The sequence below is a fragment of the Rheinheimera sp. genome (genome assembly GCF_037442345.1).
Lineage (GTDB): Bacteria > Pseudomonadota > Gammaproteobacteria > Enterobacterales > Alteromonadaceae > Pararheinheimera.
In genome coordinates, this window is record NZ_JBBIQL010000009.1 from 79,319 (window position 1) to 100,002 (window position 20,684).

Annotated in this window: 18 protein-coding genes; 11 read left to right on the forward strand and 7 right to left on the reverse strand. The window is 55.3% G+C overall.

Going from position 1 to position 20,684, the window contains the following annotated elements:
* Positions 1–41: 41 nt before the first annotated feature.
* A complete protein-coding gene (locus WKJ04_RS06975) occupies positions 42–869 on the forward strand; it encodes an AraC family transcriptional regulator (protein ID WP_337879766.1) in 828 nt (275 codons plus the stop codon).
* Between the two features lie 3 nt (positions 870–872).
* Here WKJ04_RS06975 and WKJ04_RS06980 read toward each other — a convergent pair whose 3' ends face one another.
* On the reverse strand, positions 873–1,322 hold the full coding sequence (locus WKJ04_RS06980; RefSeq protein ID WP_337879767.1) for a hypothetical protein: 450 nt from the start codon (positions 1,320–1,322) through the stop codon (positions 873–875).
* A 264-nt stretch (positions 1,323–1,586) separates the two neighbouring features.
* Between WKJ04_RS06980 and WKJ04_RS06985 the strand changes: the two genes are divergently transcribed.
* Genes WKJ04_RS06985 through WKJ04_RS06995 form a run of 3 tightly spaced genes read left to right on the forward strand, consistent with a single transcriptional unit; the run spans position 1,587 to position 6,306 of the window.
* The gene (locus WKJ04_RS06985) at positions 1,587–2,507 is read left to right on the forward strand and encodes an ABC transporter ATP-binding protein (protein ID WP_337879768.1); all 921 of its coding nucleotides are present in this window, start codon (positions 1,587–1,589) and stop codon (positions 2,505–2,507) included.
* Positions 2,497–5,364, forward strand: coding sequence for a Gldg family protein (locus WKJ04_RS06990; RefSeq protein WP_337879769.1), 2,868 nt, complete (start codon positions 2,497–2,499; stop codon positions 5,362–5,364). Before WKJ04_RS06985 ends, WKJ04_RS06990 begins: the two co-directional genes overlap by 11 nt.
* 9 nt (positions 5,365–5,373) lie before the next feature.
* On the forward strand, positions 5,374–6,306 hold the full coding sequence (locus tag WKJ04_RS06995) for a DUF4340 domain-containing protein (protein WP_337879770.1): 933 nt from the start codon (positions 5,374–5,376) through the stop codon (positions 6,304–6,306).
* A 46-nt stretch (positions 6,307–6,352) separates the two neighbouring features.
* Here the strand turns inward: WKJ04_RS06995 and WKJ04_RS07000 are convergent, their stop codons facing one another.
* On the reverse strand, positions 6,353–7,156 hold the full coding sequence (locus WKJ04_RS07000) for a hypothetical protein (RefSeq protein WP_337879771.1): 804 nt from the start codon (positions 7,154–7,156) through the stop codon (positions 6,353–6,355).
* A 185-nt stretch (positions 7,157–7,341) separates the two neighbouring features.
* Positions 7,342–7,734, reverse strand: a complete 393-nt coding sequence (locus tag WKJ04_RS07005) for a rhodanese-like domain-containing protein (RefSeq protein ID WP_337879772.1) — start codon at positions 7,732–7,734, stop codon at positions 7,342–7,344.
* 121 nt (positions 7,735–7,855) lie between these two features.
* On the opposite strand from WKJ04_RS07005, the gene WKJ04_RS07010 reads away from it, so the two are divergent.
* Entirely contained in the window at positions 7,856–8,800 is a 945-nt protein-coding gene (locus WKJ04_RS07010) for a helix-turn-helix domain-containing protein (protein WP_337879773.1), read from the forward strand.
* 133 nt (positions 8,801–8,933) lie between these two features.
* The gene (locus WKJ04_RS07015) at positions 8,934–9,395 is read left to right on the forward strand and encodes a hypothetical protein (protein ID WP_337879774.1); all 462 of its coding nucleotides are present in this window, start codon (positions 8,934–8,936) and stop codon (positions 9,393–9,395) included.
* 17 nt (positions 9,396–9,412) lie between these two features.
* Here WKJ04_RS07015 and WKJ04_RS07020 read toward each other — a convergent pair whose 3' ends face one another.
* Positions 9,413–10,138, reverse strand: coding sequence for a transporter substrate-binding domain-containing protein (locus WKJ04_RS07020; RefSeq protein ID WP_337879775.1), 726 nt, complete (start codon positions 10,136–10,138; stop codon positions 9,413–9,415).
* Positions 10,139–10,168: 30 nt separating this feature from the next.
* Entirely contained in the window at positions 10,169–12,427 is a 2,259-nt protein-coding gene (locus WKJ04_RS07025; protein ID WP_337879776.1) for a patatin-like phospholipase family protein, read from the reverse strand.
* 232 nt (positions 12,428–12,659) lie between these two features.
* On the opposite strand from WKJ04_RS07025, the gene WKJ04_RS07030 reads away from it, so the two are divergent.
* From WKJ04_RS07030 to WKJ04_RS07040, 3 genes are read left to right on the forward strand one after another with little or no spacing between them, the layout of a single operon-like run.
* On the forward strand, positions 12,660–14,987 hold the full coding sequence (locus WKJ04_RS07030) for an EAL domain-containing protein (protein WP_337879777.1): 2,328 nt from the start codon (positions 12,660–12,662) through the stop codon (positions 14,985–14,987).
* Positions 14,984–15,814, forward strand: coding sequence for a DUF3034 family protein (locus tag WKJ04_RS07035; RefSeq protein ID WP_337879778.1), 831 nt, complete (start codon positions 14,984–14,986; stop codon positions 15,812–15,814). Before WKJ04_RS07030 ends, WKJ04_RS07035 begins: the two co-directional genes overlap by 4 nt.
* On the forward strand, positions 15,811–16,227 hold the full coding sequence (locus WKJ04_RS07040; protein WP_337879779.1) for a group 1 truncated hemoglobin: 417 nt from the start codon (positions 15,811–15,813) through the stop codon (positions 16,225–16,227). Before WKJ04_RS07035 ends, WKJ04_RS07040 begins: the two co-directional genes overlap by 4 nt.
* Positions 16,228–16,257: 30 nt before the next feature.
* Here WKJ04_RS07040 and WKJ04_RS07045 read toward each other — a convergent pair whose 3' ends face one another.
* Positions 16,258–17,082, reverse strand: a complete 825-nt coding sequence (locus tag WKJ04_RS07045; RefSeq protein ID WP_337879780.1) for a kinase — start codon at positions 17,080–17,082, stop codon at positions 16,258–16,260.
* A 71-nt stretch (positions 17,083–17,153) separates the two neighbouring features.
* Between WKJ04_RS07045 and WKJ04_RS07050 the strand changes: the two genes are divergently transcribed.
* A complete protein-coding gene (locus WKJ04_RS07050; protein ID WP_337879781.1) occupies positions 17,154–19,118 on the forward strand; it encodes a tetratricopeptide repeat protein in 1,965 nt (654 codons plus the stop codon).
* Here WKJ04_RS07050 and WKJ04_RS07055 read toward each other — a convergent pair.
* Entirely contained in the window at positions 19,115–19,936 is an 822-nt protein-coding gene (locus WKJ04_RS07055) for an RluA family pseudouridine synthase (protein ID WP_337879782.1), read from the reverse strand. The two genes, WKJ04_RS07050 and WKJ04_RS07055, sit on opposite strands and share 4 nt — an antisense overlap.
* Before the next feature lie 81 nt (positions 19,937–20,017).
* Here WKJ04_RS07055 and WKJ04_RS07060 point away from each other — a divergent pair, with 81 nt between their 5' ends.
* On the forward strand, positions 20,018–20,683 hold the full coding sequence (locus WKJ04_RS07060; protein WP_337879783.1) for a choice-of-anchor H family protein: 666 nt from the start codon (positions 20,018–20,020) through the stop codon (positions 20,681–20,683).
* The last annotated feature ends 1 nt before the right edge of the window (position 20,684 follow it).

A 20,684-nucleotide genomic window follows, 5' to 3' on the forward strand; every position in this document is an offset into this window, starting at 1 on the left:
TTGGAGACAAAAAGTATCATTTAATTATCAAAAAGTATCAAATGGACAGACTCAGCCCGTTGTTAACCCAGTTTGCCCCTCAGGCCACGCTGTATTTTCATGGCAGCAGTTGCCAAAAAACGGATTTTTGCCCGCAGCAGCAGCGTGCCTATCTGCACCTGATTGAATCAGGCCAGGGACTTGTCCAGATTGGACAGCAACAGTGGAGCGTGAACGAACCCAGCCTGTTATTTATTCCTCAGGGACTGGCGCATCAGTTTGTGGTGCCTTCAGACTCCAGCCTGGCGTTGTATTGCGCAACTCTGGATTGCGGCGCGCAGGCGGGGAACCCCTTACTCAGCGCCTTGCCACCATGCAGCCTGATCCCTTTGGAACAGTGCCCGGATCTGAAAACAGTGATGTGCATGATTTGGCAAGAGAACCAGCTGCAACATTGCGGCTATACCACCGCAGTGCAGCGGCTGACCGAATACCTGCTGGTGTTGTTATTGCGCTGGATTATGGAGAAAAACCCGCCAGAGCAAGGCGTATTGGCCGGCCTGGCCGATCGAAAGCTGGCTCCCTTATTTAACTTACTGCATCAGCAGCCGCAGCGCCCCTGGACTCTTGAAGGGATGGCACTGGAAACCGGGATGTCCAGAGCCCGTTTTGCCGAACATTTCCGTACTGTGGTGGGCCAGACTCCGGCCGACTACCTGCTTGGCTGGCGCTTAAGCCTGGCACGTAAAAAACTGCTGCAAGGTGACGGGTTAAAACAAATAGCTCCGGCGGTGGGTTATCAGAGCCTGACCTCATTTCACCGGGCTTTTAAGCAAAAATTGGGCGTGTCACCAAAAGAATGGCTGCAGCAGTCGCATCAGGCGGCCTGAGCCTCAGGCCGTTTCCCCCTGAAACTTTTTCATTGCGCCAAGCGCCTGAGCCCAAAACGCCATGCCACTGCTGTCCTTGCGCAAAATAGCGGCCCGTAAACCTGTTTTGGCTTTCTCCAGCAGGTCCAGCTGTTCTTTGGCCGCCGCTTCGCTGTCACCGCTGTCGGTGCTGCCTCTGTACAACAAGGTACGCATGGCCGTAATTTCAGTCTGATTCAGGCTGCCCTTTTCTATCTGCCTGTCCAGCCACTGCTGGGCCTGACCCCGCTGGATTTGACTGAAATCCAGCGTCTTCGTCGGGCCGCTGCCCGGTTCTGCCGGCTGAATACTGATGTTCTCTTTCGGTTTATCCTGGTACAAGCCGGCGTATTTCTGCGTCAGGGCCTGAGCCTGAGTTTGGGATTGCTGCCGGATCTGTAGCAGGGTGTCAAAAAGTGAGGTGCCCAGGTTCATCGGGGGGCCTGCTGTTGTTGCTGTCCATCACACCACAGAGCAAAATCCGGGCCAGCAAAATTTTGACGCTGCTTTCCCGGTCAAAACTCTTGAAACAAGCCAAAGCGCCCTTATATCGGCCAAGTCAATCATCCGACACTTTGTTTTTGCAGCTGTCCGGTTTGTGCCGGCAGGCATAGGCTTTCCCTCAAAAACCAAGCGCCTTATGACTGCCACCTGCCGTGCCGCTGCTGATGAAATTTATGATTCATCTGGGGAGGACCTATGTTGCATGTGACAGGGATCAGCAGGCGTTATGGCCAGTTACTGGCGGTAAATAACGTCAGCTTCACCATCAAAAAAGGCGAAATTATTGGTCTGCTGGGCCATAACGGCGCCGGTAAAACCACCATTATGAAAATGCTGAGCGGTTATCTGGACGCCGACAGCGGCACCATCGAACTGGACGGTTTGAATATCGTTCAGCACAGGGCGCAAATTCAGCGCCAGTTGGGTTACCTGCCCGAGCATCTGCCACTTTATGCCGACATGACAGTGGCCGATTACCTGGACTATGCAGCGCGGCTGAAAGGAATTGCGCCTGCCGAACATCTCTCTGAAGTTAAACGGGTTGTGCAGGCCACGGCCATTGCCGATAAACTCAGTGCCCCTATTGGCACCCTGTCACGGGGGTACAAACAGCGGGTGGGGGTCGCTCAGGCGCTGCTGGGTAAACCGCGTCTGCTGATCCTGGACGAACCGACCAACGGTCTGGACCCAGCTCAGACCCTGCAGATGCGGGCCCTGATCCAGCAGATCGCCACCGAAGCGACTGTGATTCTGTCGACCCATATCATGCAGGAAGTGCAGGCGCTTTGTGATCGGGTACTGCTGATTGAACGTGGACAACTGGTGCTGGACCAGCGGATCGCAGAGCTGACCAGCAGCAAAGCGTTGGTCCTGGGCTGCTCCGCTTCGCTGTCAACACTGCAGCCTCTGCTGAGCCCGCTTGAGCTCAGTGCCAGCGAGCTGTCCCCCCAACTGTACCGCCTGACCGCTGCAGACTCAGTGGACTGGAAAGCACTGGCCGCCGCTTTATCCAAAGCCTTGATCCGGCATGACATTGAATTGTATCAGTTGCAACCTGAACAACGCGACTTAGACAGCCTGTTCCGCCGTTCACAGGAGGTGGCCCATGCAGCCTGAAATCCGTCCTCTGTATTTAAGCTGGCAAATTGCCCGTAAAGAACTGACGTTGTTTTTTTCATCCCCTGTGGCCTGGTTGTTTCTGGCCTGCTTTGCCGCGGTAGAGCTCTTTGTGTTCTTCTGGGGCGAAGCCTTTTTTGCCCGTAATATTGCCGACGTACGGCCATTATTCAGTTGGATGCCATTGCTGCTGATGTTTCTGACCAGCACCCTGACCATGAAAGTCTGGAGTGAAGAACGCCGGCTGGGCACGCTGGAAGCCGTCATGACTCAGGGCATCGGGCTCTGGGTTTTTGTTGCAGGTAAATTTGTTGGCTGCCTGGTGCTGTTGCTGCTGGCCCTGCTGGTCACCCTGCCACTGCCACTGACTGTGGCCAGTATCGCCAGTCTGGACTGGGGCCCGGTGTGGGCCGGCTATCTGGCAACCTTGCTGCTCGGCAGTGCTTACCTGGCGATGGGCCTCTTTGTTTCAGCACGCAGCGACAACCAGATTGTCAGCTTATTGCTGAGCCTGGCGCTGTGTGGCAGCTTTTACCTGATTGGCCACAGCAGCATCACGGATCTGCTGCCACGCGACCTGGCGGCACTGTTCAGCCAACTTGGCACCGGTGCCCGTTTTGATGCCATTACCCGCGGTATGCTGGACCTGAGGGATCTGTATTATTATCTGGCCCTGACGCTGGTGTTCCTGCTCCTGAACTGCTGGGTACTGGAAAAACAACGTTTTGCTGTCAGCTCGTCCGCCCGCGCCCGCCGGCTTGCCTGGCTGACCACTCTGGCTGTACTGAACCTGCTGACCGCCAATCTGTGGCTCAGCCCGCTGCATCAGCTGCGCTACGACAGCACGGCTGGCAAACAATTCAGTCTGTCAGACGCCACAAGGCAGCAGTTGGCTGGCTTGCAGGAGCCGCTGTTGATCCGCGCTTATTTTTCCGCCCAGACTCACCCACTGCTGGCACCACTGGTCCCTCAACTGCAGGACTTGCTGAAAGAATACCAGGTCGCAGGTGGTGACAAGGTCCGGGTAGAAGTGGTGGATCCCGCCAGCGAGCCGGAACTGGAACAGGAAGCCAACCAAAAGTACGGTATTGAACCCGTGCCCTTCCAGGTGGCAGACCGCTACCAGGCGGCCATTGTCAGCTCTTATTTTCATCTGCTGGTGCAGTATGGCACTGAGCATCAGGTTCTCGGCTTCCGCGAGCTGATTGAAGTGAAAAGCCGCGGCGAAGCCTCGTTGGACGTCCAACTGCGTAACCCGGAGCTGGACATCACCAAAGGGATCAAACAGGTGCAGCAGCAGTATCAGGCCGGCGGCAACCTGTTTGACAACCTGCGGCAGGACGTGAAACTGACGGCTTACGTCTCTGCTGACGCCAGGCTGCCGGCGGAGCTGAAAGAACTGAAAACCGGGATCCATCAGGTGCTGGCGGACTACCAACAGCAGGCCGGGGACAGGTTTAGCTTCAGCTGGGTCGACCCGGAAGCCAAAGAGGGCGCAGAAGCAAAACGGCTGACGGAACAGTTGGGCTTGCAGCCACTGAAATTCAATCTGTTATCTGCGGAATCTTTCTGGTTCAGCCTGGTGCTGCAGCAGGGCGAGCAATTGCTGCTGATCCCCCTGGACGATTTAAGCAAAGCGGCCTTTGAACGTAACCTGACGGCGGCACTGAAACGCTTCTCTACCGGCTTTCGTAAAACTGTGGCGCTGGTCAGCCCGACCAATGCCATGACCCCGTACGGCAACAGCGAGTTTTCACAGTTGCAGGCCACACTGGGCGACAACTTCAACCTGCAGAATGAGGATATTACCGACGGTCAGGTCAGTGGTGACGCGGATGTGCTGGTGCTGGTTGCCCCGGAAAACCTGTCAGAAACACAGGTCTTTGCGATAGACCAGTTTTTGATGCAGGGCGGTACTGTAATTGCGGCCACCTCCCCCTACAAAGCCAGCCTGTCGTCACGTCAGTTATCAGTGCGGGCTTATGATTCCGGTCTGAAAGACTGGCTGGCGCACTATGGGGTCAGTCAGCAGGACAGCCTGGTCCTGGACAGTCAGCATGCCGCCCTGCCGATACCGGTCAACCGTCAGGTAGGCGGGTTCAGCTTCCGGGAAATGCGCCTGTTGCCTTACCCCTGGTTTGTCGATATCCGCGAACAGGGTATGAACGCCGACGCACCGCTGCTGGCTGGGTTGCCACAACTGGTGATGCCCTGGGCCAGCGCCATTGAGGTGGACAGCAGCAAACAGCAGGGCCGCACTGTCACACCGCTGCTATACAGCAGCAACAGCGCCTGGCAAAGCAAAGAGCTGAATGTAATGCCTGTGGTGGATGCTGATGGCAACAGCAGTTACCCGTCCGGGTCCGAACCAGGCCAGCGTACGCTGGGGTTGATGCTGCAAGGTCGTTTTGATTCCTATTTTGCAGGCAAAGCTCACCCATTACTGCCAAACAGCTCCGCTGAAACCGAAACAGCCGACAAAGACAACACCAGCAACAAAGCGGCGACCTTGCTGACGCACTCAGCACAGAGCGCCCGCTTGTTGCTGCTGAGCTCCAACGACCTGTTCAGCGATGCCGTAGTGCAGCTGGTCGGAGGCGCCCAGGGCACCAGTTTCCTGAACAATCTGCAGCTGCTGCTGAATAGCCTGGATTATGCGCTGTCGGATCCTGCACTGCTGGAAATCCGTGGCCGGGGCCAGTTTAACCGCACCCTGCCGCCACTGGACAGCAGCACTCAGCATTGGCTGGAATACCTGAACTATGGGTTGGTGCTGGGCCTGATCGGTCTGATTGCTGTTGTTCAGCGGCTAATGGCCAGACGCCGGCTGCAGAAATTACAACTTGCGTTGCAATAAGGAGGCACAATGAAACACTGGACTCTGATCCTCAGTCTGGGGCTGGCCATACAGCTGGGGCTGACCGCCTGGCTCTGGTGGCCTGCACCTGCCCCTCAGACCACAACACTGTTGCAACTGGACCGGCAACAGCTGAATGAGATCCGTTTGCAGCAAGGCGGGCAGCAGCTCGTACTGCACAAGCAGGACGGTCAATGGCGCTTACCTGCGCTGCAGGATCAGCCCGCCAACAGTGGCAAAATTGCCTTGTTGCTGTCGCAGCTGGCCGAGCAGCGCCTGGGTTTTCCGGTCAGCCAGAGTGTGGCCAGCCATCAGCGTTTTTCGGTGGCGGATGACAATTACCAGTGGAAACTCAGCCTCAAAGCCGGACAACAGCAACAAGAATGGCTGATTGGGAACAGCCCGGCTTTTAAGCAGCTGTATCTGCGCCAGGCCGGACAGGACCAGGTGTATCAGGTGGCGCTGAACAGTGCAGACTGGTCCACCGACGCGTCCCGCTGGTTTGATACCGGCTTATTGCAGGTGCCGGCGCTGCAGCAGCTGAGCACAGACGGGCTGGAACTGAGCCAGCAGGACGGCAAATGGCAACTGAGTCAACCCCAGGGCCAGCCAGAGTTGGCGGATCAGGCAGCGGCTGAACAACTGCAACGCCGCTTTGCCAGCCTGCAGGTGACAGGTCCGGCGCTGCCGGCACCGGCGATACCAGCCCAGGATCCTGTGAAAAACTTAAGTGTCCGAAGTGCCACAGGGCAGTGGCAGTTCCGGCTGAAAAGCGGCGCTGATCAGTACCTGATCCAACGCTCAGACCGACCGCACTGGTACCCAATTGCCAAGGCCGACTTTGACCATCTGGCTCAGCTCAGGCCGGATCAGCTGGTGGCCCAATCCAAGCCTGCCCAGGCAGAAAGCGAGACTGCCACCCCCCAACAGGCAGAACCATAACCCCCCCTCACAGACCAGGCCCGAACCAGCGGCCTGGTCTGTGTTCTCATCCAGCCGGATTGATTGACTGACTCAGCAGAGCTTCCTGCTCCAGAAAGCAGTCTTTTTGTTGCAATGCCGCCAACAAGCCATACAACTGGTGTTTTTCCGCCAGAGCCAGCGCTTTTACCATGGCAGTGGGTTGTTTGGCTTTGTGCACAAACAAAGGCAACCAGGGGCTGCAGTCGGCCGGTGCCACAAAGCGCACTTTGTCACCCAGCCGCTGGCGTAATAAGTCGTACAGCTCCAAAGCCGCCGCATCAAAGTCAAAGGCACAGAAAATACGTGAGTACTGCTGATAAAACGCAGTCAGCAGCGCTGAACTGGCTTTGCTGCCACTGGCAAAAGCCAGATCGCAGTTGCATAAATCCACTGGCATCGCCAGCATCTGGCTCAGCACCGGCAAAAACTCCGGGTAGCGGAAAAAGCAGTGTTCATTTTCAATCAGCACTAAATTGCTTTTGGGCTGGTAACTTTGCCAAAGCTGTCTGCTGGTCAGCACCACGGCCTCAGGTTGCTGGTTCTGACACTGCTGGTGGTACACCAGCTGAAACAAGACACCAGTGCCTGACTGATGCGAATCGCCCAGCAGCGCCGCTTCACGCCTGGACGCCGGGTGAGCCGCATACTGTTCCAGTTCGGCAAAAAGTGGCTCCGACAGAATATGCACCTGCCAGCGGCCAGAGCCTAACTGCCGTACTTTAAAGAGTTCGGATTTGCGCCTGACAAAATCTGCCGGTAATAACTCCAGCATCCGGCCATAATGCACGGCTTTGCCCTGACGAATTTGTTGCAGGTATTTTTTCAGCATGGCCCCTCCTGTTGCCCCATTCTGACCTGTGGCGCTGCTGTCGCCAAAGTTTTATTTTCAGGTCATAAATTTGTAACCGGGCAACGGCATGATAGCGGCCGGAAAAGACACCCTGTTGTGTTGTTTCTCTCTGGATTGTCCTGGATACTTTTATGGGGGCCTGGTGTTTACCTTGCCTCCTTTTTTTATTGCTCCAGGGCAAAACCTTCATCCAGCCATCCGGTCACTCCTCCCAGCATTTTTTTCACCGGCCGCCCTAACTGGGCCAGCTTGAGTGCCGCTTTATCGGCACCGTTGCAATGTGGGCCGGCGCAGTACACCACAAATAAGCTGTCCGCCGGGTAGGCCGCCAGGCTCTGAGCTGAAATCCGCAGATGCGGCAGCGACAAGGCTTTTGGCAAATGGCCGGCCTGATATGCACTTTCTCCCCGGACATCGAGCAGCACAAAATCCTGCCGCTGATTGCTGATGGCATGCTGCACATCATAACAATCGGTTTCAAACTGCAGTAAGGCGGCAAAGTGCGCCAGAGCTACCGCTGATTCAGCCGCTTCGGGTCTGGATACCATAGAGGACATCTGATTTCTCCTGTCATGTAAGTTTGGGTGCCAAAAACCAGACCAGTCTAGAACTTTTGTGGCTTGCCCGCCTCTGGCGAAAATGCCATATTAAGTAACATTCAGGCCAAAAGGAGCGTCGATGCACAAGGTTGCTATTTTATTGGGTCCGACTGTGTCCAGTTTTGAACTGGGCTGCGCCAGTGAACTCTTTGCACTCTGCCGGCCAGAGTACGATGACTGGTACCAGACCGACATTGTCAGTTTCCACCCCGGCCCTCTGCTGGCCACAGGGGGCTTGCAGCTGCTGGTGCCCCAGGTGCAGGATTTAAGCAGCTACCACAGCATCATTATTCCCAACTGGTCGGTCAGTTCGCCACAAGCGCCAGCTGTGCTGCGGGACCAGTTGCTGCAGGCCTATCAGCGTGGCTGCCGGCTGATCTCCTTTTGTTCCGGCGCTTTTTTATTGGCGGAACTGGGGTTGCTGGACGGCAAAGCGGCCACCACCCACTGGCGCTATGCCGCTGAGTTTCAGCGCCGCTACCCACAATGCCGCTATCAGGACAATGTACTCTATTGTTTTGACGGCCAGCTGGGCTGCTCAGCCGGCAGCGCGGCGGCACTGGATCTGGGGCTGGAGTTAATTCGCCGCGATTATGGCTTTGAAAAAGCCAATCAGGTGGCCAAACGCGCTGTGATTGCCTCTCACCGCCAGGGAGGACAGGCTCAGTTTGTTGAAATGCCACTGCAGAAAAAAGCCAATCTGTTCAGCCAGACGCTGGATTGGGCAATCACCCGCCTGGCCGAGCCCTTAACTGTCGATCAACTGGCGCAGCAGGCCTGTATGTCCAGGCGCAGTTTTGATCGTCAGTTTAAAGCCAGTACAGGCTTAAGCCCGCTGCAGTGGCTAACCCAACAACGTTTGCAGCTGGTGCGGCATTACCTGGAACAGGAGCAGTATTCGCTGGAGCAAATTGCCGATCTGACGGGTTTAGGCTCAGTGCTGAATCTGCGGCAACAATTTCGCAAGCACTATGGCGTCACCCCGCGACATTACCAACAGCAGTTTTGCCGCAACCCAACCTGAAGCGGCATTTTATTGCCACACTGTTGTCACCTCAGGCAGGCTAAAAGGGGATTGGCCACAGCGCCCAGGGCCTGCTCAGACTGGCACCAGATTTGCTTTACCTCAGGGCAATCACCACGCAGGAGAAGCCCTGATGATCAGTTCTGCCCTGAGCGCCCTAAGCTACGTTGCTGGCTACCCGCTCCAGCCGACAGGCTCATTAGCCCAGCGGGATCCGGCCTCTGATACAGACGCAGTCAAAGTGACCTTATCGTCCGGTGTCCGGGATCCGGATTACACCTACCAGCGCCTGCTGAATCAGGCCAATGCAGCCGCCAACCGCCAATACGGGGTGGATTCCGGCAACACGGCCACAGATGAAACTCAGGGACAGATTGATTCCGACCGGCTGGAGCAGATGCTGCAGCAGGTGCTGGACAATAAAACCGGCCTGGACCGGAAAAAACTGGAAGAACTGCAGCAAAAAATTGATGCACTGATGGCCAAAGAGGGCGAGCTGACAGACGCAGAACAACAACAGCTTGAATTGTTACAACAACAAAAAGAAGCTGTAATCAAAGAGGCGGCCGCCAAACTGGCAGGGGAACAGAATTAACAGAGCCATTGACGCAGTTAATTCTGTGAGTTTTGTTGTTGCCGGATTTGTTGCCTTAATCTGGCCAGGGCGCCATTGTCCTGCCATTGCTGCAGTTTCCGGTCAAGCGCCTGGCACAATGCGGCCTGATGGCAGGCAAAACTGTGGCTGGCTTTGGTGAACAACTCGAAACTCTTCACCTGCGCTAACTGACCACCAGTTTCCCGCCAGCGCCGCTCAAAAGTGACCTTGTCCAGCACCAGCAGCTCCACCCGTTGTTTTTTTAATAAATCCACCAGTTGGGCATGGCTAATCACTTCCCGGTAAGATGGCGCTGTACTGACCACGGCAGCAAATTCAGGCCCCAGGATCTGACGGGCATTCTGAAAGCTGGCCAGATGATACCGGCTTAAATCCTGCACCGAATTCAGCGCACCACGAAACGATGCCAGGGCAAAAACTCTGTTATCAAACTGCAGATAAGGCCGGGTGTAAAACAGTCCGGCTTGTGGTGTACCGCCCTGCCTGGCCGCAATATCCAGTTGCCGCAGCTGCAACATGCGGGTCATGCGGGCATGGGGAGCCGGCACAAACTCAGGCTGATAACCCAGTTCAGTTAACAAAGACTGCAACAAGGTCCGTTCGAAACTGATGGTATTGCCGCTTTTGGCCGGTAAAACGTCCTGGCTGATGCCCACCAGCACGGGGCTGGCAAACAGGTAAAGGCTAAAGCAGCAGCCGATCAGCAAAACAACTAATTTCATTTGCGCCTCTTCGAGGTCAACTTCATACCCCTAATAATTCTGTCCAATACTTAAGTAATAACGTTGGGTACGATGCCCCTGCTCTTGTTCTGCCATTCCATAACCCAGATACACCGGACCAATGGGGCTATCCCAGCCGGCAAAAATACTGCCCGCCCATATCCAGTCCGTTTGATTGGCCAGCTCCCGGATATTCAGCATATTGCCCGCCACTTTGCCCCGCTCCAGCGACGTGCCCAGATAAAAAGGCGCACTGACGATGCTGAAGCGATTTTCATTCATCCGGTACAAATACACCAGGCTGGCAAAACGGATCTCAGAGCCAAACAGATAGTTTTTCGGGTAGCCGGACAAATTCAGCAAGCCGCCCAACGAATGCTGCTCCAGCGTCAATGCCCCTTCGGCGCCCTGATACTTTTGCCAGTGCCAGCGGGCACGTAAAGTGTGACGCTGCCAGCTGCGTGCCGCCATCAGATCCAGATCCTGACTCTGACTGCTGGTCTTTTGTTGCAGCACATCATCCTCAAACCAGGACCGGCTGGCTCCGATGCGCCAGCCCCGGCTCGGAAAGGCCGGGTTATTCAGCCGGTCCCAGACAAATTCCAGCCCGGGGCCATCCCGGTTATAACCTAAATCATGGGTGCCAAGCTGTTCCCCCACCAGGCGGGGAAATTCATACTGGCCACGAATTTGCTGCCATTTCAGACTGAGCCGGGCATGGTCGGATAAGTCCCAGCCGCTTTCGGCATACAGCAGGTTCTCCTGATGCAGCAATTCCCCTAACGACAATAACCCCTGGTCTTGCACCCCCAGCACTTCATTCTTAAACACAGCGCCAAGGCTGACATAAGTGCGGGCAGACAACACAGGCCAATACAATTCAGTCTGCAGTTTTTTGTCTGTCCCTATCGCCAGCGCACTGTGCCATTCGGCGCCAAGCTCAGATAAATTGGTATAAGTGTAAGACGCGGCCAATTGGTAATAGCGGTTAGCACGAAAATCATCTTCCACCGCAAAGCGGAAATTCAGGTAACCAGGCCCCCAGGATTTTTCCTGAGCCAGCACCTGCAGTTCGGTGCTGTCATCCCGCGGGACCAGCTGCATCGAAACCCGTTCAAAGGTGTCGACCCCATACACCTGTCGCAACCCTTCTTTTAAATCAGCACTGCGGTACACCCTACCCGGTTGCAACGCCAGCCGGTCCAGGATCAGTTGATCCCCTAAACGGCTTTGATTGTCCAGGTGAATACGGTCAATGCGAACCCGTTCAGTGCGCTCAGCCCTGTGGCGGGCCAGCCAGAGCTGGTAGTCCGCGTCCGTCGTGTGAAACCCGGCCCACTGGGCCTGCTGCGCCGCCAAATCACCGGCGCGCACCGCCTCGGGCAAAAGTTCAAAATCCAGGGTGCCTATAGTGCCTAGCTCTGGCTGGATCAACAGATCCTGTGGGCCTAAGGACGCAATTTCACGCTCCACCACTTGCCTGACTAAAAAGTTGGTCAGCTGGTCAGTCACCGCGAAAGCGGAGTCCAGTTGTTCTTTTTTCAGCAAAGGGGCATCAATACTGACAGCGATCACCCGTTCAGCCCCCAGAGCACGGGCAATACTGACCGGCAGATTATTGGCCACCCCACCGTCCACCAGCATACGGCCGTCCAGCTCCATAGGCCGGACTACTCCGGGGATCGACATGGACGCCTGGACTGCATGCAACAGACTGCCCTTAGCCAGCACCACAGTGTCTCTGTTGCTCAGATCCGTCGCTATGGCCCTGAATGGAATGGCCAGTTGATCAAAATCTGCATGATTCAGTTCAGCACCATAGGCCTGCAGAATCAGTTCTGCCATCGCCTGCCCCAACAACACCCCTTTGGGTGTTTTCAGACCAGACTCATCCACCCCAAGCCCCAGGCGGACAGGAAATGCATCCTGCTGCTCTTTACGACGCAGCGGCATTTCATCCCGATGCACCTTGTCACGAAAACCAGAACCCCACTCCAACCGCTGCAGTATCTGTTCGATCTGAGCCGGACTGTGGCCTGTCGCATACAGACCACCAATAAAAGCCCCAATACTGCTGCCGACGACCAGGTCAATAGCGATCCCCTGCTGCTCCAGCTGTCGTAACACGCCCAGATGAGCTCCCCCTCTGGCACCACCGCCCCCCAATACCAGCGCAGTGCAGGGACGGTTTTTGGCCTGGGCGCAAATCACCTTCTGCTCAGCCTTCAGCTCCCATGACCAGCCACTGACCACCAACATGGCAATACCCAGAGCAAAGTTCAGTTTCATTTTGCAATTCCCTGCCAAAATCATCTTGGTTATTCTGTGTAAAATCAGCCACTTTTCCAATGCTTTTCTTGTTTTACGGTTGAGGTCAGCGGTGCTTATTGCTAATGTTTGACGCAGTGCCGGTAGAAAACAGTGTTTCCGTATGAGGGAACAGGCCCCATCAGACAGAGGGCGACCGGATGCATAGCGCCATCCTGAACAGTTCAGGTTTTCATTCTCAAGACGAGGTCAGATGTTTGATTCATTGCGCAGCCGCCTGATCCTGACGTTACTGAGCCTGCTCACAGTGCTGGCGATTGCCAGCGGGCTGGCCACGTTAACCACCATGAAACAGGACAGTCAGCAGCAGGCTGAACAAGCGCTGCAGGTTGCCGCCAATGTGTTGTTGCAGGCGTTGGAAAACAGAGCCACTCAGCTCAGTAACTCGGTCCGTTTACTGGCCAGCGATTATGGTTTTCGCCGCGCTATTGCCACTGCAGAACAAGAAACCATTTTATCCGTGCTCGACAATCACGGCAGCCGGGTTGACGCAGCGCTGGCGGTGTTATTTGCTCCGGACGGTCAGTTGCTGGCCAGCACCAATCCGGCACTGAACAGCTCCGATTTCAGCCCGTTTTTTGACCCAGCCCAAAGCCGCAATGCGGCCGCCTTCAGTGATATTCAACGACTGGGCGACGAATCTTTTCAGCTGGTTCTGGTACCGGTCAGAGCGCCTCAGGTCATCGCCTGGATAGGTATGGGTTTTCAGTTGGACCAGCAACTGGCTGAACAGATTAAAGGCATTACCGGCCTGGATATCAGTTTTACCAGTGCCCAAGGCAGGAACCACTCCTCAAGAAACTCCACCTTGGCGTCCCACCTGCAACCGGCCGTGCTGGCAGCCTTACCTGAGTTAAACGCAGGCCAGCAAAGCCCGTTTTCCAGCCCGGATGAACAGTATCTGTCATTGGCATTGCCATTGGATCAGCATCATGCATTGTGGGCATTGCTGCATTACCCGACTGAACGCTGGCAAAGCAGCTACCAGCAAATCCGCCAGCAATTGCTGACCATTTTTGGCGTCAGCCTGGCACTGGCTTTTATTCTGGCACTGGTTATAGCCCGCAGTATTACCCAGCCTCTGAACCGCCTGACTCAATTTGCCACCGCCATCACCAAAGGTGAATCCAAGGTCCGCTTACCACAGGCGACAGGTGAAGTCGGAGTGCTGAGCCAAACCCTGTCCCAAATGCAGCAGGCGGTGCAGCAACGAGAAGAGCAGTTAGTGCATCAGGCACGGCATGACCACTTAACAGGCTTAAAAAACCGCACTTATGCCGAGCAGGAATTGCAACAACTGTTAAGTCAATACCATTGCAGTCTGATCCTGCTGAATATCAAAAACTTCCGTCATATCAACGATTCTCTGGGTTTTACCAGTGGTGATTCCTTATTGCAGCAGGTGGCTGAGCGCCTGAAGCTGGTGAAACCTGCTGCCAGCTTGTTAGCCCGGCTTGGCGGTGACGAATTTTTGATGGCCTACCCCAGGCCTTTTCAGGATTCGGATGCGCTGATCCTGAAGATGCAGCTGCAACAGGATTACCATCTGGATGGTTCAGCACTGAGCCTCAGCTTTGTACTGGGTATTTATTGCATTGAAGCCGACAGCCAACCCGTCAGCGACGCGTTACGACGGCTGGATATTGCCCTGAGCCGGGCCAAGCAGTTGCAGGAACAATACAGCTTCTACCAACAGGGCCAGGATGAACACCACCAGCGCCGCCTGACTATTCTGCGAGACTTACCGACAGCGTTGCAAAGCAACCAGCTGTTCGTGGTCTATCAACCCAAGGTGGACCTGAAACAGTACCGTTGCCATGCTGCAGAGGCGCTGATCCGCTGGGCTCACCCCGAGCTTGGATTCATTCCGCCGGACGAGTTTATTCAGTTGGCCGAACATGCGGGGTTAATCAATCAGGTCACCGACTGGATGTTGAGCGCAGTGATCCGGCAACTGGCGCTGTGGCGCAGCCAGGGCATTGAGCTGAAAGTCGCGGTGAACCTGTCAGCCCATGACTTAAGCAACCCATCCTTGCCTGAACATATTGCCGCTATTTTGCAACAACACCAGCTGCCAACCAAAGCGCTGGCATTGGAAGTCACTGAAGGTGCGGTGATGAAAGACCCCAAGCAGGTGATCCATATTTTGCATCAGTTGCGGCAGATGGGCATTGAGCTGGCCATCGATGACTTCGGTACAGGTCAGTCGTCCCTGGCTTACCTGAAGCAATTGCCCGTGCATGAAGTCAAAATTGACCGTGCTTTTGTCAAAGACATTGAAAATAACTACCAGGATGAACTGATCGTCAGTGCCACAGCGCAACTGGCACACGGTCTTGGTTTGAAAGTCACCGCAGAAGGGCTGGAAAATAAAGCCGGGCTTTCCATACTGCGGCAGCATCAATGTGACACAGTGCAAGGTTACTTTTTCTCCAAACCACTGACAGCAGAACAATTCAGCAGCTGGCTCGGCAGCTTCAGCCTGCAACCCAAACAATGGTTTGCTCCGGAGGACCTGTGATATCAAAACTACTGGGTGTGCTGTGTCTGATCAGTGCGTTGCCAGCCCTGGCAGGCACAGATAAAGTCATCGCCACTGGAGGCGCCACCAGTATCGAAGGGGCTGCTGGTGGCGGTATTGTGCCATGGGCCGTAATAAACGGTTACGCCAGCAGCGATCAATGGTCGGTGAACAGTTTTGCATCCACAGTGCAGGTGGATGATTTTACCCTGCACAACCTGGGACTGGGTCTGAGCTTTGATGACCGCTGGGAATGGTCCTTTGCCCGGCAAAAACTCCAGCTTGACAGCATTGGCGGTGAACTGCGCCAGGACGTCTGGGGGCTGAAATACCGGCTGGCCGGTGAGCTGCTGTACAGCAGCATGCCGCAACTGAGTCTGGGTCTGCAGTATAAAAAACACCGGGATTTCGTCTTACCTGCTGCGGTCGGCGCCGCTGAGGATTCCGGCATCGATTATTACCTGGCGGCCAGTAAGGTGTTCTTTCACTCTGTGGCTGGCCGTAATCTGCTGCTCAATGCCACAGTGCGTAACACCGAAGCGCATCAGATTGGCTTGCTGGGTTTTGGAGGTGACGGCGTGAAACGCCAGTGGCTGCTGGAAGCTTCTGCGGTGCTGTTGCTGAATTATCAGTGGGCGCTGGGTACGGAATTCAGACAAAAACCCAATCAGCTGGCATTCGCCGATGAACAGCACTGGCGCGATGTGTTTGCCGCTTATTTTGTCAATAAACACCTGTCGCTGGTGCTGGGTTTTGTCGATTTGGGCGACATTGCCGGTTTGCAACAACAAGATGGCTGGTATTTTTCAGTGGAGGGCACCTGGTGAAATGGATCAATCTGCTTTGGCTCAGTCTGCTGCTGGCAGCCTGTCAGCCTACGCCAGCCGGAACACTGTACCAACGCCTGGGTGGGCAAACCGGGTTGGAGCAGATGGTTGATCATTTGCTGCAGAGTATTGCCACGGATCCCAGCATAGTGCATCACTTCGAAGACACCGATATTCCCCGCTTCCGTACTTTGCTGATCGAGCAGCTCTGTGAACTGAGCCAGGGCCCCTGCAAATACTCAGGCGCCAGTATGCAGGAAAGCCATACCGGCTTTCAGATCAGTAAAGCTCATTTTGACGCCCTGGTGAACCATCTGATAGACGCCATGCAACAGCAAGGCATCAGCATCAGTGCCCAAAATGAGTTGCTTGCGTTGTTGGCCCCTATGTACCCGGATGTGGTGTACCGCTAAAGGCATCTGGGTGGCGAATCAGCCGGCCCCTCAGGCCACTGGGTGATGGCGGCAGCTTAGTTGCAGCCACTGACGTTGTGGCCCCAATTGCAGCTGACAGTCAGCCAGGCCGGCCAGCACCGGACTGAAACGGGTCAGCCGTTCATAATACAGCATAAACCTGGCCAGCCCGGCCGGGCTTTGCCCCAGACCTTGTTGCCACAATGCCTGCTCCTGCTCGGCACGCCAGCGACACACAGTCGGCCAGTCCGGGGCCTGCAGCCACAGCAATTCGTCGGCCAGCGCATTCAGCTGCTGATAAGGGCCCGCCAGGTGCTGATTGACCCAACGCCGCCAAACCTGCGCTGAATCCTCAAGTTGCTCCAGTGCATTCACGGGCTGCAGTAAATCCTGCTCAGGTTGAGCAGGCAACCCCAGGCACCAGCCTTCCAACACTAACAGATCCGCCAGCTCCGGTCTGTCCAGCCAGCTTTGTTCCGTGCCTTTGTCAAAGCGCCGCCAGGCGACGGCCTGGCCATTCTGAAAGGCGTGCAGATCCTCAATCAGTTGGTGGATATGGTGAGTGCCGGGCACGCCGCGCTGCAGACAAAGGGGATGGATCTGCTGAGCCAGTTGCGTGCGGGCGGCTCTGTCCAGGTAGTAGTCATCCAATGACACCACCGCAACCTTCACCCCCTGCAGCTGCCATTGCTGCTGTAACTTCCGGCATAAGGTGCTTTTGCCACTGCCTTGGGCCGCACTTAACGCCAGAATTACCGGCCTGTCTTCTGTTGGCATTGGCAGCGGCTGTTTTAACGAAAAAGACTCTAAAATCCGGAACCAAAACGACAAACCGGAACTGGAAACAGATGGCATCACTATAACCTGCTTGGCGCTCTTGTTGACCTCAAGTACACTGCAGTATCTCCCGACAACAGGTAAATTGCATGCGTTTTCTGATCATCTGCCTGCTGGCATTCAGCGCTTGGGTGCAAGCGGATTCAGCCAGGCAACAACAAATGGATTTAATTAATCAGCAACCGCAACAGCAGCTGCAGAAGTTGCTGGATTCGCCTCAGGATTCAGCGGAGCAGCACTTTTATCTGGCATACGCCTATTACCGGCTCGGCAATGCCGATAACACACAGAGTCACAGCCAGACCGCGCTGGATAAAACCAATAACGCAGAACTGCGTAGCCGCCTTTATCTGTTGCAGGCGCTGAATTTCGGTGTGCACAAACGCGATACCAATAAAGCCCTGGCCTTACTGGAGCAGGCTGAACAGACGTTGCCTGCCACCAAAAACCCCGATCTGCTGCGGCTGCACATGGATATTCTGGAAAGTTTTGCCCAAGCCTATAACCAAAAAGGCTTACAAGACAAAGCCTTGAGTTATGCACGGCAAAGCCTGGCCTTGGCGGTGGAACACCAGGCGCCAACACGGGAACTGGACGCCAGAGTCATGTTGGGACGGTTGGAGCTGCAGAACAATCAGCTGGCCGCTGCGCTGAATGAATTTGAACGGGCCTTGGTACTGGCCAGAGCCCAGAAAAATGATAAAGCCCTGGCGGCTATTTATGTGCGTCTGGGCATGTTGTATCAAAAAATAGGCCAACATAAAGCGGCCATAACCCAGTTCAGTCAGGCGGCCGAGCTGTACCAGCAACTGGAGCTGACTTCTAATTTAATTAACACTTTAACCAATTTGGGAGATTCGCTGCTCAGTGACCAGCAACAGGAGGCAGCAGAACTGCACTATCAGCAGGCTCTGGACCTGGCGTTGCAGGCACAGGATCCTCACGTCATAGGTGCGGTGTATGTCAGTCAGTCGGAACTGGCCATCGAACGGGGCCAGCTGACTCAGGCCAAAGAGTTACTGGAAAAAGCCTATCAGCTGTTCAGCCAGAACAATAGCCTGAGTTCATTAAAAGAAGTCAGCCTGTTTCTGGTTAGCCTCTATATCAAACAACAGGACTGGGCTGCAGCGGCTCAACTGCTGACCGAAGTCGGAGAAAACATTTCCGTCGCGCCGAAATTCCTGCAAAAACGCTACCATGAACTCAATGCCCAGCTGGCCGAGCAACAACAGAACTGGCAGCAGGCCTATCTGTCTGAACGTCTGGCCAATGAGCAGGAACAAAATGACCTGAAAATCCAGCAGCAGCTGCAGGCCAACAGCCTGCAACAAAGCCTCGAGCTGCACCGGGCTGTTGAGTACGCAGAAAGCCAATTGGCGAGCCAGAAAAAATACAGCCTGTGGGCGCTGATTTTGGGTGTCATTCTGAGCCTGAGCACTGCGTTGCTCTGGCTGAAAGGCCGCAAGCCGGACGGCTCGCAAACTCAGCGGCCACAGTCCGGCTGGCGCCAGTTTCAGGAGCTGGTGGCTCAGTCAGCACCAGGCCACACCGAAGCTTCAGTTCTGGTGATCACGCCAGCCGACCTGAGTCAGCACTTGTTGGAGCAGGGACCAGACTTTTATCAGCAGTTGCCCCAGCTGTACGCCCCTCTGAGCCGTTTGGCATTGTTTTATTGCTGGCATGAGCAGGAACTCTGGCTATACAGCCATCAGCTGGATTTAACCGAACGGCTGGCAACCCAGGCAACTCAGCTGGGGTTACCCTGCCACACCGCCTTGTTGCTATTACGTCAGTTCACGGCGTCTGCGCAGGCATTACCCGATTTAGCAGACATCCGGAACCTGATCTGGCAATGCTGGGCGCTGGCAAAACACCAGCAATTAACCGGCCCTTACCATGCCAGCCTGTTTTGCCCAAGCCCTATCAGTTTGTCCTGGCATAAAGACAGCCTGAAGCAGGATTTATTTAATGCCATCAGTCTGGGGCAGCTGGAGCTGGTGATCAATCAGGAATCGGTGGGGGCCCGTCTGCAGCATCAGTTGCGGCAGATTTAACACTGCCGCAACGACGCAGGTAACTCAAAGACCTGCAGCTTTTTCAGCAAGGGGCAACGGAAACTCAAACGGATGGCCTGCAGCATCAGGCCCTGCTGGTTTTTATTACCACTGCCGTAAGCAGGGTCGCCCAACACCGGGTGACCCATAGCGGCAAAATGGCGGCGGATCTGGTGTTTCCGGCCAGTGATCAAGTCCACCTCCACCACACTGCATTGTGCCTGCTCGTCCGTACTGATGCGCTGATAGCGGGTCTGGCAGTCTTTGCCGTCCAGTGGCAGCTCAATTTTACCTTGCCCGGCCGGCACACCTTTGACCTTGATCCGGTACGTTTTATTGATCTGATGCTGCTGCAGCAGTTGCCCTAAAGCGGCAGCGGCGGCTTTGCTGTGCGCCAGCAACACCAGACCACTGGCTTCCCTGTCCAGCCGGTGCAATAAAAACACCGGTCTTTTGTTTTGCCAGTGCTGCTCAGCAAAACGCAGCAGGCTTAAATGGTCACCCCATTCGTTGCCCTGTGACAACATACCGGCTGGTTTAAACCAAAGGCTGTAGTGTTGCTCATCCTGAAGCAATACTGCATCGTCGCAGTGCCGGGCCAGCAGTTCGTCGTCGTAATTCAGCTCCAGCCGGTCGCCGGCCAGCAGTTCAGCCTGAGCCCGGCGTAAACGCTTGTGCTGCTTAGCGCGACGCCACAGCACAGCGCCTTTGCTCATCGCGTCTTTCAACCGCGCTTTACTCAGTGCAGGTACCGCAGTGGCCAACAGCTCAATGGCAACACCAGGGGCTGCCACCACAAAGTTTTTACTGATCTTCAAAATAAATTCCGCAGTGTCAGAAATTCAGCCGCTATTCAGCGCCCCAAGCCTGTAATGATACCAAAGCACAGGAGGCTCTGTATGCGTAAAATCAGTCCGTTCGTTTTTCTGTTATTGCCCTGGATCAGCCTGGCTGCCGAAACGCCGGTGGCCAACACTCAGGAATCTTTTTCACTGCCGTCGGAAGTGGCCAGAACAGCAACACCCAAAGCCCAGCCCCTCAAAGGCGGTTCCAACCTGATCCAGGCCGTGGAAAACAATGTCTGGTTTGACAGTATTGATATTTCGCTGAGCGGTGACAGAAATGACAACGCCTTTTTCCACAATCTCTATATACGCTTTGATGCAGACACTGCCTATAACGAAGTCCCGGTTTTTGTCCATTACGCACTGCGTCGCCCCGGACAGCCCGAAGTGATCATTCATACCAGTTCGGTCTTTACCTTGTATGGCACCAGCGCCAACGACTGGTTCGCCATTGAATCCGAGTTGGTGCATTCGGTACCTACGGGTTACTACGACCTGGTGCTGCGGGTGTATGACGCTGATTACGGCGACTTGCTGGCCGAGATCAGTGGCAACGACAGTGGCGCTCTGGCCGATTTGGCGCTGGAAGATTTAACTTATGATCGGGCTCCGGTGGTCATCGTCGAAGAAGACAGTGGCAGTTGGCACTGGGGCGGGCTGGCAGCGTTACTGCTGCTGTCAGCGTTCAGAAAGCAGGCCCTGCGGTTACACAGGGCCTGAA